We start from the raw sequence: 14,361 nt of genomic DNA on the forward strand, positions 1-14,361 counted from the left end.
GTCAGGTTTTACTACACTGGCGAGAGAAGCGCTTCAACTCTGCTCAGCAGACGCGCAGCTAGTCGTTCAACTCGTCGTATACCAGCAGCTGATTTTGGGCAATGATTCGCTCGCCGTCGCGGAGGCCGGAGTGCACATAGCTCACGTTGCCCACCGTTTTGGCTATTTCTACCTCGCGGGTTTCGATGTGCTGCCGGTCTTTGAACACCATCACGAAGTTGCGGTCCTTATCGAACACCACGCAGTTGGCGGGTACGGCCAGCATGCGGCCGGTTTCGGTGTTGCGTACCTTGATTTGGGCGTACATCTCGGGTTTGAGCAGGTAGCCGGGATTTTCGAGGCGCACGCGCACCCGCATCACCTTGCTTTCCGGGTCGAGTACGTTGAACACCTTGTCGATGCGGCCCGTGAAGTGCTGGTCGGGGTAGGCTAGGGTCGTGACGTCGGCGGCGTAGCCTTCTTTCACCTTGGCAATGTCAGCCTCAAACACATTGGCCATAATCCACACATCATCTAAATTGCTGACTGTGAATAAACTGCCTACGTTGTCGTCGTTGAACTGCATATGGTCGGTCACGTTTTTCTCGGTGATAAAGCCGGAAATCGGGGCCCGCAGGGTGTAGGTGCCATCGGCCGATACGCCGTAGATGGCGAGTTGCTTGCGGCTCTTGCCCACGTTGCCTTGGGCCTTGCGCAACTCCTGGCGGGCCAAGCTCACGTCGCGCTCCGAGGCGAGGCCCGCGGCGTACTGATCTTCCAGCACCGAAAGGTTTTTCTGGGCAATGGCCAGGTCGGTGCCGGCGCTGCTGCTCTGGTTTTGGAGGTCGGCTATTTCCCCGCTCCGAATCACAGCCAGCACCTGGCCTTTCATGACATGGTCGCCTAGCTCCACCGTGAGTTGCTCCACCACGCCGCCCACCAGCGGGTACACCTGCACCGTTTTGTCGCCGTTGGTGGCAATTTGGCCCGACAGCGTCAATTCGTTGCGGATGGGCTCGTTGCGGACCGTGTCAATCTTTAACTCGCTCATCATCTGATCGGAAAGACTGAAACCAGCGTCGGCTTTTGGCTTGGTATCAGCTTCGGGGGTGGTAGAGCAGCTGGCTAGTAGCAGGCCGAGGGCAACGGGTAGGAGGGGGCGAAGCGGTTCATATAAATCGAGGACTTAAACTTTCAGGAGCGTGAATGAGGAAGAGGCAGTTAGTTGAATAGAGGCCGGCCCACGGCAAGGTTGAGCTGCTCGAAGGCGCGAATCCGGTTGGACCGCAAGGCGTTGAGCTGCACGAGGTTGTTTTTGTAGCTCTCGTAGAAATCGAGATACTCTACAATGGTTAGGTTGCGCTTGGCGTAACTCTCGTCGATGCCTTTCATTAGGCGGTCGAAGTCTTGCGTTTCGCGGCCGGCAGTTTGGTAGAGGGCGTCAGTCTGGGTGGCTTGGCGCCAAGCTTCCTGCACGTCGTTCTGCACTTGGAGCTGCTGCTGGCTTAGCTGGGCTTTGCTGATTTCAATCTGACTCTGGGCCGTGCGGATATTGCCTTGGTTGCGGTTGAAGATGGGCACCGCAATACCTAGCGTGAGGGCGTTGTAGTTCTGGATGTAGTTGCCGGCCCGGTCGTACACGTAGCCCACCGATAAGTCGGGAACGGCTAGGGCCCGTTGGTAGCGCAGGTTCTGGTTTTGTTGTTGCAGGCTGGCTTGCCGGGCCTTCACGTCGGCGCGATTCACCTGAGCCGAGTCAATAAGCTGTTGTTCGGTGCGGCCGGCCAGATTTAGCGCCCGCAGGCGGGTGTCGTCGGCGGTAGGCACATAATAAGCCCCGGACGTGTCGCGCATCAGGATGCGCAGGTCGGCTTGCTCGGAGGCAATATCGTTGAGTAGGGCTTGCCGCTCGTTGCGCAACTGGAACAGGAAGGCTTTCAGGCGGATAACTTCCTTGAGGGCAATGTTCCCCTTGTCGTACTGGCCCTGGTAGAGGTTCACGGTGTGCTGGAAGCTGGTCACTTCCAGGTCGTACACGCGCACGCTCTGCTGCTTGTAGTACAGGTCGTAGTATGTGCTGCGGAGCTGGTAGCGCAGGGTCCGGAGCAAGTCTTCGAGGTTGAATTGCTCGGCCAGCGCGTTTTGCTGAGCCACGTTGGCAGCGGCTTTGCGGCGGCCAGCAATGGCAAACAACTGCTGCACTTGCACAATGGAGTTGCCGGTGCGCGTGACGTCCAGCACCCGGCCCGTCTGCTGGTTGTAGGCGTTTTGCTCCAGGTAGATAGTCGGGTTATCCCACAGTTTGGCCTGCAGAATCTGAGCCTGAGCCGCCGACACGTTGTAGCGCTGCGCCAGCAGACTCAGGTTGTTCTGGAGAAACCGTTGCTCGGTCTCAGGCAGGGTCAGTTTTACGGTATCGGCGCTAAGTGGAGCAGCCGACGCAGTGCGAGGGGTAAAGCCGAGCAGCAGGGCTGTCAGCAGCAGGAAACAGAGGCGTTGCATATCCTATTTGGTGTTGGGATATGCAAGAGTACGCCGGTTGTATTAGGTCTGAATTAGAGGTGCATTAGAAACAGATTAGAACCAGATAATATTTTATAAATGACCATTTGAAGGCTGATGAGGCGGTTTTGGGTTGTCCGAATACAGGCAAAGTATTAACTCAATCGGTTTTGTTAGTAGCCAGTTTTATTGATAATGAGCATCACATTTAATGTATGTTATGACCTAGAGTTAGAAGTTGGTGGGCTAGTTGCCATTCACTCTGAACGTCATGCTGAGCTTGTCGAAGCATCTCGCTAGTATGGTAAACTCATTTACTATTCTTGCATCAGCACGCGAGATGCTTCGGCTGCGCTCAGCATGACGTTCAGAGTAAACAACGGTTGGTCAACCACCCCTAACCCCTCCTCATCTGAGGAGGGGAACTAGCTTCTAGTTGTAGCTCTAGCAAACGGCGCTTTTGCTATAAATAGCAGACTATGAATGTATTAAGTACAAGTCAGTTATAGCATACCTCTTTTGGCGCTTGGTTAAGCTGCAGCCGCGAAGACTACTTCCGCGGTGGTTCCTTCGCCTAAGCGCGACTGAATGTGCAGTTGCCCGCCGTGTAGCTCAATAATGCGGCGGGCTAGCGGCAGACCTACCCCGTGGCCTACTACGCCACGCGCGTTATCGGCGCGGTAGAAGGGTTGAAATATCTGCGGCAACGCTTTTTCCGAAATGCCAATGCCCTGGTCCGTCACTTGAATCCGGATGCGGCCGGCGACATAAGTGAAGCGCACGGCTACGGGCGCGTCGGGGCGGAATACTTGAGGGCATTGTCGAGGAGGTTGGTGAGGGCACGGCTTAGCAGTTGGCGGTTACCACGGATTTCCAGTGGAGTAGGGTCGGGGGCAACTCGCCGAGGGTAATGTGTACGCGGCGGCGTTGATCGGGCGCCACGGCTTCGCGAGCTTCCCAAAGCAGTTCATCGAGTCGTAACTCGTCGGTGAGGTGGGCGTTGCTGGTTTGGTTAAGGTCGAGCAAGTTGTTGAGGAGTTGCTTGAGTTGTTGTAACTCGTTGAGCACCGAGGCTACGGCCTCGCGGTAAGCGGCCGGGTCACGGTCACGGTTCAGCAGCACCTGCAACTCGCCAATCGTAGCGGTAAGCGGAGTTCGGAGTTCGTGCGAGGCGTTGCTCACGAAAGTGCGCTGCCCTTCAAAGCTTTCTTCCAGCCGTTCTAGCAGCCGGTTGAAGGTGCGGGCCAACCGCGTGATTTCATCTTGCTCGTGGCTGATATTGGCATCCACGCGTCGGTGCAGATCCTGCGCCGTGATGCTGTCCACCTGGTCGTTTACGGCGGCAATGGGAGCCAGCGCCTTGCCCGCAAACAACCGCCCGGCCACATAAATGACCACTAAGCTAATCACAAAAATGCAGGCCAAGATGGTGGCTAAGTGTTCCAATCGGGCTTGACCCGAGTGGTTTTTGGCTGCCGCCACAATGATGTAGTCTCCCTGATTGTCGTGGTAGAACAACCCCACCGCCTGCCGCGGACCGATGTCGAAGTACACCAGCTTCTCCGTCAGAATGCGGGCCAGGATTACGTCGGAAATCTGCACCCGCTCGTCTTGCTCGATGAAGCGCGGCGTCAGCTTGGCATCATAAATCTGAAGCACTTCCCCCGTGAGAGTGCGCAGATACCGCCGCTGGAAGTCGCGGAACGCCTCGGCCCGCAATTCATCTTGCTCCAGAAAGACGTAGCCCGTCACTTCGGCCCGGTCGCGCAGGCGCTGGTGAAATTCCTGGTGCGCGTATTCCGACTGTAAAATGTAAATCACCGACATCACCGCCAGCAGCAGCACGGCCACCAACCCCACAAAAAGCCACGTTAGGCGGTTACGGATGGTCATGAATGGGGAAGAAGCGTGTGGTTACTGATACTGAATCTAGGATGGACAACGAATAGCTGAAGTGGCGAGCGTATTTCACTCCACTCGCAACACGTAGCCCATGCCTACCACCGTATGGATCAGCTTCTGCTCGAAGCCTTTGTCCACCTTGTTGCGCAGGTAGTTCACGTACACGTCGATAACGTTGGAGCCGGAATCGAAAGAGTCTTCCCAAGAATTTTCGGCTATTTCGGCGCGGCTCAACACGCGGCCGGGGTGGCGCATAAACAACTCTAGTAGCCCAAATTCGCGGGCCGTGAGCTTAATGGGCTGCCCGGCGCGAGTAACGGTTTTCGCCGTAGTATTCAAGGTTAAGTCGGCGAGGGTGAGCACGGCTCCTTTCACTTCGTGGCCGCGGCGGCGCGTTAGGGCCCGCACGCGGGCCACTAGCTCAGGAAAATCGAAGGGCTTAACCAGGTAGTCGTCGGCGCCGCCGTTGAAACCTTGGAGTTTGTCTTGGGTGGTGCCCAACGCCGTGAGCATCAGCACGGGCACCTGCTGGTCGTGCTGGCGAATGATGCTCAACACCTCGTAGCCGTTGCGCAGGGGCAATATCACGTCCAGAATCACGAGCTCATACGATTGGCTTAGCGCTAACCGGCCGCCCATGTCGCCATCGAAAGCAGTGTCCACCGTAAATCCTTCTTCTTCCAAACCCCGACGGATGAAAGCCGATACTTTGGGTTCATCTTCTACCAGCAGGATTCTCATATATAATAGATAGTAAAGCGGTCAGCTGCACCTCGCTTTTGTGAACTTACGATAGTTAGGTTCCGTAATGCAATTTCAAAGCACTGCGTAAAGGTGCAGACAACGACGTAGTTTTTAGTTGCCCTATCTTGATGTCTACTGTGTCTGATCAGCAACAGGCCATAGCTGATTTTCTGTACGAACAAGCTCCGGCTTTGGCCCGCGCTGCCTGTAGCCAATTGGCCAACCGCTTTCCTAATCTTTCAGAAGCAGAGCTGCTGGAAGATATAAAAAGCCATTGCCAGCCCTAGCCGACGCCTTGCTGATGAACAGCGCGTCGTTGTTGGAAGCCCACTTAGAGCACGCCCGGAATTTGCCTGCGCACTCCTCGGAGCGCGACGAACAATTGCGGCAAGAACTTAATGTGCTGCGTCAAGTGCTGAGCCAGCGCCTAACCATTACCGATTACAGCCTAACGCTGCCCTACCTCTACGCAGGGTTGGCGCTAGTTAGCAAACCGCCCACAACACCCGTAACCGACACGGTTTCGGCTTTGTGGGATGGAGCGCCGCTACTAGACGCGGCTCGGCAATACCTGACGCGTCTACTAGCGGGGCAGCGAACCGAAGCCCTGATGGGGATTCGGCAAGCGATGCGCGAAGGCGCCCACGTGCGCGACATCTACCTGCACATTTTTCAGCCGGTGCAGCGCGAAGTTGGCCGCCTTTGGCACCAAGGTCAAATTGATGTGGCGCAAGAGCACTATTGCACTGCCGCCACCGAACTAGCCATTGCCACCTTGCACGCGCACTTGATGGCTACCCCGCGCAATGGCCGCCGGCTGGTATCGGCTACCCTTTCCGGCGACTTGCACGTGATGCCGCTACGCATCGTGAGCGACTTCCTGGAGTCGGATGGGTGGGACGCTTATTTCTTGGGCGCCAACACGCCAGCTGCTTCGGTTTGGCAGGCCGTGGTAGCCCACCGGGCCGAGTTGCTGGTGATAGGCGCGTCTATGAGCCACCACGTGGTGCGGGTGCGGGAACTGTTGGCAGAGCGGCCGGCTTCGTGTGGTGCGGTCCGCATCATGGTTGGGGGAGCCCCCTTCAACGCCGATCCTGGACTGTGGCAAGCCGTTGGCGCCGACGGCTGGGCCCCCGACGCCATGCGAGCTATTGCAGAAGCCAAACGGCTTTTCAGTTCGAAAAGAACCAGCGCGCTGGCTTAATAGAAGAGTGCGCCGTTAGTCATCTTCATAATCTAGGCCCAAGCACTGGTTGAGCGCCTGTTGCAATTCACTAGCGGCGTGCATCTGGCCAGCTTGGCGGCTCACGCGCAATCCTTCGCGGTAAACTTTTTCGGCCTCTTCTGGCTTCTGAATTTGTTCGAGTAGCTTGCCGGCGTGGTAATAGGTGCCCACGTAGTCAGGATGCTCGACTAGGAGTTTCTGAAAATATTCCAAAGCACGAAGTGGCTCAGTGGCCTTGTACTCGGTGGCTAAGGCATATATCGTAAACGGGTCGTTGGGCTCGTCTTGGTAGAAGGCCAGAAGTTGTTGTAGGCGGCTAGGTTGGGTTTCCATCAGGCAGGAGTTTTCAGTATCTTTGCCCCAAATTTGGGGCTTTCCCGTAGTTTATCCTCCCACTCAAGCAGCCGTAGATGAAGTTTCTCGTTTGCATCAGCAACGTACCCGACACGACCACCAAAATTGCCTTCACTCCCGACAACAAGGAGTTCAACAAGGCGGGTGTGCAATTCGTGATTAATCCATGGGATGAATATGCCCTCACGCGTGCCATTGAGCTAAAAGAAGCCCAAGGGGGCGGCACTGTCACGGTGCTCAACGTGGGTGAAGCCGACACCGAGCCCAACATCCGCAAGGCGTTGGCCATCGGGGCCGATGATGCTATTCGCGTGAATGCTTTTCCGAAGGATGCTTTTTTTGTTGCGCAGCAAATTGCCAACGTCGCCAAAGAAGGTGCCTACGACGTAATTCTGATGGGCAAGGAGAGCATCGACTACAACGGCTTCCAGGTGCATGGCATGGTAGGCGAACTGTTGGGCATCCCAACGGTAGCTCCGGCCATGAAGCTCGATATGAGCGGCAACACTGCTACCCTCGAGCGTGAAATCGAAGGCGGCAAAGAGATTGTGCAAGTGAACACGCCTTTCGTGGCCTCTTGCCAGCAACCGATGTGCGAACCCCGCATTCCAAATATGCGCGGCATCATGACGGCCCGTACCAAGCCCCTGAAAGTAGTTGAGCCCATCGGCGACGCTCCGCGCACCGCGGTGGCCGAGTATGCGCTGCCGCCCAAAAAGCAAGGAGTTAAACTCATTCCCGCCGAAAATGCAGGCGAGCTAATCAAGCTGCTCCGCAACGAGGCGAAAGTGATTTAGTGGCAAACTGCAAGCAGCAAACCTTACGTTAACCTGCTGTTTCTGCTACTCTTTGTTATTGTAAAACCTATTGAGTGATTGGTAAAGGCCTTGTTCAGGCAAGCGTCGTCTTACTTTATCCAGCTCAGTACTTACTATCAAATAAATGTCTGTTCTAGTTGTTGTTGAGTGTGATGGCGGCGAGGTGAAAAAATCGTCGCTGGAAGTTGCTTCTTATGGCAGCCAAGTAGCCCAATTGCTCGGTACCACCGCCACAGCCGTGGCCGTAGGGGAGGCCACCGAGGCAAACTTGGCTAAGCTAGGCGAGCAAGGCATCACGAAAGTGCTTTATGATGCGGAACCCCGCCTCAAGGATTTCGTGAATGGCGCCTACACCAAGCTTATTGCTACTGCCGCTCAAAAAGAAGATTCTAAAGTAATTGTACTAGCCAATTCCAATATTGGCGCTTCAGTTGGTTCGCGCCTTTCCGTGCGGTTGCAGGCTAGCTTGGCTACCAACGTAGTGGAGTTGCCCAAAACCGATGGTGGCAGCTTCCTGGTTAAGCGCGGTGCTTTCTCGGGCAAAGCCTTTGCCGATGTGAAGCTGGAAGGCGAGCGGAAGATTATTGCCGTCAAGAAAAATTCCATTGAAGCCCTGCACGAAGCCGGCAAAACCGCGCAAGTGGAAGGATTCTCGGCCCAACTCACTGATGCCGACTTTGCGGACGCACCCAAGCAGGTGGTGATGCAAGATCAGGCTGGTGGCATTCTGCTGCCCGAAGCCGACAAAGTGGTTTCTGGCGGCCGGGGCATGAAAGGACCCGAGAACTGGAGCCTGATCGAGGACCTCGCCAAGGCTATTGGTGCGGCTACGGCTTGCTCGAAGCCCGTTTCCGACGTCGACTGGCGCCCTCACCACGAGCACGTAGGCCAAACCGGTATCACCGTATCGCCGAACCTCTACATTGCTTGTGGTATTTCGGGTGCCATCCAGCACTTGGCGGGTGTCAACTCGTCGAAGGTGATTGTCGTTATAAACAAAGACCCGGAAGCGCCGTTCTTCAAAGCAGCTGACTATGGCATTGTCGGCGACGTGTTCGACGTGCTGCCGAAGTTGACCCAAGCTGTAAAAGAGCTAAGCTAGAAACGTAGGGGCTTGAGAATCTGCCATATTGGGTGAAACCACGTAGCAGATTCTCAAGTCTTTTTTCGTTTCTTTTAGTACGAGCCGGAAGCCTTTGTTTTCTTTGCACGTAGTAAGGCCGATACCTAAGTCTTAAAGTCACCAAGACCCTTGAAAAAAATACCGCTCGAAATCCTCGGCCTCTCCTCCAGCCAGTCGCAGTCCGGTTCTTTTGCCTTGATTTTAGGCGAGAAAACTGGCAATCGTCGCCTGCCCATTATCATTGGTATGTTCGAGGCGCAGAGCATTGCCATTCAGATAGAAAAAATCAATCCGAATCGGCCGCTCACGCACGACCTGTTTAAGTCCTTCGCCGAACACGTGCACGTTGCCGTGCTGGAAGTGATAATCTCGGATTTGAAAGAAGGAGTGTTCTACTCGAAAATCGTGTGCTCCGACGGTGCTACCACGTTTGAGTTAGATTCTCGGCCTTCCGACGCTATTGCCATTGGCCTGCGTTTCGGGGTGCCTATTTTCACGGTGGAAAGCGTCCTGAGCGAAGCCGGTATCATCTTGTCGGAACTCGACGAAAATGCGGAAGACTCCGACGACGAAGATGATGAGGACGATGACGACAGCCCAACTGGCCCAGCCAAGCCCGAGCCAACGCCCCGCGACCCAAGCGGTCAAGTTTCGTTGGACGAGCTAACCAAAATGCTGGCCCAAGCACTGGAGCGAGAGGATTACGAAAAAGCAGCCAAGATTCGCGATGAACTAAACAAGCGCGACAGTTAATTCATAACGTTCAAGAATTTAAGAACGCAAAAAGGCCACATCTTCTATGGATGTGGCCTTTTTGCGTTCTTGACATAAAGTTATTACTTGTTAGCAGTTGAGTTGGTAAGCTATCCTTTACGCTCCATGTATTTCAGTCCCCACAATAGCATAGATAACAAGTCTGGTAATCTTTGATGGTTATTAGTAACAATAACTATTTATCAAACTGAGAATATTTTGAGTATGATGAAATGGCAAAAGAGCTGGAAATAACTCCAAGAAGTTTCGAGTATGGGTTAGAGGCGCTAAGAGGCTTTGCAGCACTAATTGTAGTGATTTCACATATAATAAATTATGGTAAATTTATAGATCCGGGCTATTTCCCCGTGGAGCTTACGTCGATATATAATGGCGGCCATTTAATGGTCCTGATATTTCTAGTGCTTTCAGGCTTCGTAATTTCCGTTAGTACTCAACAGATTAGAAATTGGTATGATATTAAAATTTATTTATACAAACGATTTATAAGAATTTATCCTATATACGTTTTATGCGTCTTCCTGACATTACTTGTAGCCTCAACATCCTATTCTTTTTTCGCAGTTGCTAGCAACTTGGCTTTCGTAAATGTGCTATTCTCTAATGTATTATTAGACAATGGTCCAATATGGTCACTGCATTATGAAGTCTTATTTTATATTGTCTTCATACTTATAGCATACTACAAGTTAAATCCTATAAAAATTGGTTTGTTAGCCGCTGGAGTAGGGTTAGCTAATTTCTTTTTGGTTGCCTATAGTCACGTGTCTTCTTTGACTTCCTATTGTTTCGGATTCACCTTCTGGATAGCAGGAGTAGCCATTGCCAACTATTTTAAAACCAAGGAAGCTAGAACGATTGAGTATAGAAAACTAGTAAGCTATTTATTCTTGCTATTGACGCTACCATATTTCAATGGTTTGACGTTAATAGCAGAGAAATTATCCTTTCGGTACTACGGCGGCTATATAGAATTTTCATTTGATGGTAATATGAATCACTGGTTTAAGAACGCTTTTGCGTTTTTAGATCTTACACATCTAATATATTGCTGTGTTGGAGTCCTTGTTTTTACGAATAGCAGATTCAAGTATAAGCACGCAGTGTTATTTATAATAAGAGTTCTGCCACTATATTCCATATGGAATACTAAACATTATTATCCTGAAACATTGCCTAGCCTTGTAGTCCCTTTGTGCTGTTATATATTGAGTTGGCTTCTGCTTATTAAGTTTGAATTATTAGAAAGGGTATCCATGTATTGTATTCGGTTTTTAATTTGGACGGGAGGGATTTCTTACGCGCTATATGTACTACACATACCGATATTATTAGCATTCAACAAGACTACTTTGATGTCGGGCACGCTTGCTACCTACATATTCCGTGTACTATTATACCTGCTTTCAGTGTTCGTCATAGCTTATATAATCGAAAAGAAGTTTCAGCCATGGATAAGAAATATAGTATGGCGAAATGGCGTAAGTCCTGATACAACCAGTGAAAAGCAAGCCACATTGCTAAAAAGCTGATTTTAAGAAGTTGATATATGAGCCGTAGTTATTATCTAATAAGTTTCGTTTGCTTTGTTTATGAGAGAGAATAATTCCTTTGTGCAAGTGCCCGCGCAAAACTGTTGACGCTGCTCTTGCTACTTAACGAAGTTAAAAGCCTCTAGTGCCATCAGAGGTAGCATAGGCAATAAGTAAATGCGTAGACTTGTGCTGCCTTTACGGCTATTCGTTGGGTGATTACTTTAAGCTTATCATGGACGCTTCTTCTGACTTGCGCTATCCTATTGGCCAACCTACGCTGCCCACGGAGCCGCTGGAAGCTGGTGCGCGCACTGCCCATATTGCCCATATTGCCCTGCTGCCTGATCAAGTGCGTGCTGCTGTTACGGGCCTGAGTGCAGCGCAGCTTGATACGCCTTACCGCCCCGGCGGTTGGACCGTGCGCCAAGTTATACACCACCTCCCCGACTCTCACTTAAACAGCTACACCCGTTTCCGGCTAGCTCTTACCGAAGAAAATCCCACGGTGCGCCCCTACGATGAGCACGCCTGGGCGGAACTACCCGACATAGCCGCTACGCCACCTGCCGTGTCGTTGGCTATGCTAGAGTCCTTGCACATCCGGTGGACCATCTTGCTGCGTAACCTCAGCACCGAGCAGTGGCAACGCACCTTCTACCATCCTGGTAGCCAGCGCGACTTCACGCTGGACCAAGCCCTGGTGATGTACTCCTGGCACGGCCGGCACCACTTGGGGCATATCACGGAACTGCGCAAACGGCAGGGCTGGTAGCTGCCGGCAGTGTTTCACTAGTGCGCGAAAACACCAAGCCCTGACTTTCTTTAGAAGGTCAGGGCTTGGTGTTTTCGCTGTATTCAAATCAGCAGTCTACAAACGTGCCTGCGGAGGTTATACCTCCGATAATGGCTCGTTGGCAAGGGCTTCGAGACCACCTTCCGATTCCTCATCCACTCGCTTGGCGGCACGGACAAGGCTGCTGCTGAAGATAAATTCGCGCAGCTCGGGTACTTTGGCATTTAGGATTTCATCTTTATTGCCATCCCACAGTTTCTCACCTTTATGCAGGAAGATGATGTGGTCCCCGATTTCAACCACGGAGTTCATGTCGTGGGTGATGACGACGGTGGTGATACCGTATTCGTGGGTGATTTCGTGGATGAGTTCGTCGATCTTGATGCTGGTGGCGGGGTCGAGGCCAGAGTTGGGTTCGTCGCAGAAAAGGTAGGTGCAATTAGGGGCAATGGCGCGGGCAATACCTACCCGCTTCTTCATACCGCCCGAAATTTCGGATGGCATCTTGTTGCCCGCATTCTCAAGACCTACGCGCTTGAGGCAGAATTCCACCCGGTCGCGACGCTCTTCCTTGCTCATTTCCGGCGTCAACATCTTCAGCGGAAACTCGGTATTTTCATACACGGTCATCGAGTCGAACAGAGCCGAGCCTTGAAACAGCATTCCGATTTTGCGGCGAATCTCCTGGCGGATATCCACTTTGTTGTTGGTGAACACCGTGCCGTCGAAGGTAATACTGCCCAAGTCGGGCTTGATTAGCCCAACGATGCACTGCAGCAGCACACTTTTACCAGTGCCCGAGCCGCCTAGCAGCAGATTGCATTTACCTGTCTCGAACGTGCAGTTGATGCCCCGCAAAACGGGGTTGCCGTTGAACGCCTTTTGAATATTATGAACTTCAATCATGAGAAGGAAAGCTACAGTTGTTGTCCACTAGGCTCAAGCCACATGTTGCTAAAGACATGCCCCTTGAGACTAGCAACACTTCTAGAGAAGTATTGCTGCTAGTACGAAATCGGCCAGCAGAATGGCAATAATAGAATTGGTAACGGCGCCTGTGCTAGCGGCTCCTACTTCCAACGCGCCACCTTCGGTGTAGTAGCCTTTGAAAGCTGATATAGACGACACCAAAAAGGCAAATACCACCGACTTGATTAGAGCGAAGGTGATGTTGTAAGGAATAAAGTCGCTGCGGATACCCTCAATATATTCTGATGCTGAAATGGCGCCCGTGAGCGTGCCAGCCAAGTACCCACCCAAAATAGAAAGCAGCATGGCTAAAATCACGAGCAGCGGAAACATCAAAATAGCCGCTACAATGCGAGGGAGCACTAGATAAGATGCCGAGTTGATGCCCATAACCTCCAACGCCGCCACCTGCTCAGTAATACGCATCGTGCCCAAACCACCAGCAATGCTCGACCCAACTTTCCCTGCCAACACAATGCTGGTAATGGTAGGTGCTAGCTCCAGAATCGTCATTTCGCGCACCATGTACCCGATAGTAGACTTGGGAATGAGCGGGCTAACAAGGTTGTAAGAAATCTGTACGCACGTAACAGCACCAATAAAAGCCGATACAATAGCGACAATAAAAACCGAATCGGTGCCGATAAGAATGCACTCATCGATCGTACGGGTCCAGAGCACACCAAACCGCTCTTTCCGGACGAGCATGCTCTGGATGAAGAGAATAAAAGAGCCGAAAGTTTTAACCATGAGGAGAGAAGTGAGAGTAAAAGCGGAAACTTGCGGCAGAACGCCGATTGTCAGGTTCTAACGGCTGAAACCCCTTACGTAAAAAGCGCAACAGTAATCAAAGGAATGGAAAAATATGTCGTAGTAACCGGAGGAACAAAGGGCATTGGGCGGGCCATCGTACTACGCTTCCTACGAGCCGGGCGACCAGTCGTTACTTGTGCCCGCTCCGCCAGTGACTTAGTTGAACTACAAACAGCTACGAGCAGGGAAGTTCCCGGTGCTGTACTACATACGTTGCCTGCCGATCTAAGTAAACAGGAAGACTGTCGTCGTTTCACAGATTTTGTGTTGGGCTTAGAAGGAGAGGTAGACGTACTCGTTAATAACACGGGTGCTTTTTTGCCTGGAAGGTTGCAAGACGAACCCGTTGATGGCTCGCAATTGCGCCAAATGTTAGCTGCCAACTTGCTCAGCGCTTATGATGTGACGCTGCCACTGCTGCCCGGTTTGATTGCGCGGCGCCAAGGCCATATCTTCACCATTTGCTCTACGGCTAGCATCACAGCTTACCCCAACGGTGGTTCGTACGGTATTGCCAAACACGCTCTCTACGGCCTTACCCGCAACCTGCGCGAAGAACTCAAAGAACACAACGTCCGTGTGACGGCCGTGCTGCCCGGCGCCACCCTTACCGCCAGTTGGGCCGGCGTCGACTTGCCCGCCGAACGGTTTATCCAGTCCGACGATATTGCCGAGGCAATCTTTTCAACCTATAGCCTCTCACCACATGCTGTAGTAGAGGAATTGCTGATCCGGCCGCAGCTAGGGGATATTTAAGTATTTAATTCAAGTTGCGAAGTAGCGCCTGAGGTTGGTAACCTAATAGTCGGGGAAAAACCTGGCGCCGCATA

General features: G+C 52.4%; 16 protein-coding genes. 8 read left to right on the forward strand and 8 right to left on the reverse strand.

All coding sequences use genetic code 11. The annotated features are described in order from the left end of the window. Positions 1-58: 58 nt before the first annotated feature. The 5 genes from MUN86_RS08340 to MUN86_RS08360 all read right to left on the reverse strand — a co-directional run bounded on the left by MUN86_RS08340 (position 59) and on the right by MUN86_RS08360 (position 5,124). Complete coding sequence (locus tag MUN86_RS08340) at positions 59-1,033, reverse strand: efflux RND transporter periplasmic adaptor subunit (RefSeq protein ID WP_245124042.1); 975 nt, start codon at positions 1,031-1,033, stop codon at positions 59-61. 167 nt (positions 1,034-1,200) lie between these two features. Beyond that, the gene (locus tag MUN86_RS08345) at positions 1,201-2,481 is read right to left on the reverse strand and encodes a TolC family protein (RefSeq protein WP_245124045.1); all 1,281 of its coding nucleotides are present in this window, start codon (positions 2,479-2,481) and stop codon (positions 1,201-1,203) included. A gap of 530 nt (positions 2,482-3,011) precedes the next feature. Continuing rightward, a complete protein-coding gene (locus MUN86_RS08350; protein WP_245124048.1) occupies positions 3,012-3,263 on the reverse strand; it encodes a sensor histidine kinase in 252 nt (83 codons plus the stop codon). A 64-nt stretch (positions 3,264-3,327) separates the two neighbouring features. Further along, entirely contained in the window at positions 3,328-4,374 is a 1,047-nt protein-coding gene (locus tag MUN86_RS08355; protein ID WP_245124051.1) for a histidine kinase dimerization/phospho-acceptor domain-containing protein, read from the reverse strand. A 75-nt stretch (positions 4,375-4,449) separates the two neighbouring features. Next, positions 4,450-5,124, reverse strand: a complete 675-nt coding sequence (locus tag MUN86_RS08360; RefSeq protein ID WP_245124054.1) for a response regulator transcription factor — start codon at positions 5,122-5,124, stop codon at positions 4,450-4,452. 131 nt (positions 5,125-5,255) lie between these two features. Here MUN86_RS08360 and MUN86_RS08365 point away from each other — a divergent pair, with 131 nt between their 5' ends. Continuing rightward, on the forward strand, positions 5,256-5,414 hold the full coding sequence (locus MUN86_RS08365) for a hypothetical protein (protein ID WP_245124056.1): 159 nt from the start codon (positions 5,256-5,258) through the stop codon (positions 5,412-5,414). A 14-nt stretch (positions 5,415-5,428) separates the two neighbouring features. Next, positions 5,429-6,331: a cobalamin B12-binding domain-containing protein gene (locus tag MUN86_RS08370; RefSeq protein ID WP_245124059.1), complete on the forward strand. Its 903-nt coding sequence runs from the start codon at positions 5,429-5,431 to the stop codon at positions 6,329-6,331. 15 nt (positions 6,332-6,346) lie between these two features. Here the strand turns inward: MUN86_RS08370 and MUN86_RS08375 are convergent, their stop codons facing one another. Further along, positions 6,347-6,685: a tetratricopeptide repeat protein gene (locus MUN86_RS08375; protein WP_245124061.1), complete on the reverse strand. Its 339-nt coding sequence runs from the start codon at positions 6,683-6,685 to the stop codon at positions 6,347-6,349. Positions 6,686-6,762: 77 nt separating this feature from the next. On the opposite strand from MUN86_RS08375, the gene MUN86_RS08380 reads away from it, so the two are divergent. From MUN86_RS08380 to MUN86_RS08395, 5 genes are all read left to right on the forward strand, one after another. Further along, positions 6,763-7,503, forward strand: coding sequence for an electron transfer flavoprotein subunit beta/FixA family protein (locus MUN86_RS08380; protein ID WP_245124064.1), 741 nt, complete (start codon positions 6,763-6,765; stop codon positions 7,501-7,503). Between the two features lie 145 nt (positions 7,504-7,648). Continuing rightward, a complete protein-coding gene (locus tag MUN86_RS08385; protein WP_245124067.1) occupies positions 7,649-8,626 on the forward strand; it encodes an electron transfer flavoprotein subunit alpha/FixB family protein in 978 nt (325 codons plus the stop codon). A 150-nt stretch (positions 8,627-8,776) separates the two neighbouring features. Then, positions 8,777-9,400: a bifunctional nuclease family protein gene (locus tag MUN86_RS08390; RefSeq protein WP_245124069.1), complete on the forward strand. Its 624-nt coding sequence runs from the start codon at positions 8,777-8,779 to the stop codon at positions 9,398-9,400. Positions 9,401-9,633: 233 nt separating this feature from the next. Further along, positions 9,634-10,953 (forward strand): acyltransferase family protein, encoded by a 1,320-nt coding sequence (locus MUN86_RS32315; protein WP_375379479.1) that lies wholly within the window; start codon positions 9,634-9,636, stop codon positions 10,951-10,953. 235 nt (positions 10,954-11,188) lie between these two features. Next, positions 11,189-11,728: a YfiT family bacillithiol transferase gene (locus MUN86_RS08395; protein ID WP_245124072.1), complete on the forward strand. Its 540-nt coding sequence runs from the start codon at positions 11,189-11,191 to the stop codon at positions 11,726-11,728. 117 nt (positions 11,729-11,845) lie between these two features. Here MUN86_RS08395 and MUN86_RS08400 read toward each other — a convergent pair whose 3' ends face one another. Next, positions 11,846-12,655 carry an ABC transporter ATP-binding protein gene (locus MUN86_RS08400; RefSeq protein WP_245124074.1) on the reverse strand — a complete coding sequence of 270 codons (810 nt, stop codon included), beginning with the start codon at positions 12,653-12,655 and terminating at the stop codon, positions 11,846-11,848. 81 nt (positions 12,656-12,736) lie between these two features. Next, a complete protein-coding gene (locus MUN86_RS08405) occupies positions 12,737-13,468 on the reverse strand; it encodes an MlaE family ABC transporter permease (RefSeq protein WP_245124077.1) in 732 nt (243 codons plus the stop codon). A 105-nt stretch (positions 13,469-13,573) separates the two neighbouring features. On the opposite strand from MUN86_RS08405, the gene MUN86_RS08410 reads away from it, so the two are divergent. Beyond that, on the forward strand, positions 13,574-14,287 hold the full coding sequence (locus tag MUN86_RS08410; RefSeq protein WP_245124080.1) for an SDR family oxidoreductase: 714 nt from the start codon (positions 13,574-13,576) through the stop codon (positions 14,285-14,287). The last annotated feature ends 74 nt before the right edge of the window (positions 14,288-14,361 follow it).

This window comes from Hymenobacter volaticus (assembly GCF_022921055.1).
Taxonomy (GTDB): Bacteria; Bacteroidota; Bacteroidia; order Cytophagales; family Hymenobacteraceae; genus Hymenobacter; species Hymenobacter volaticus.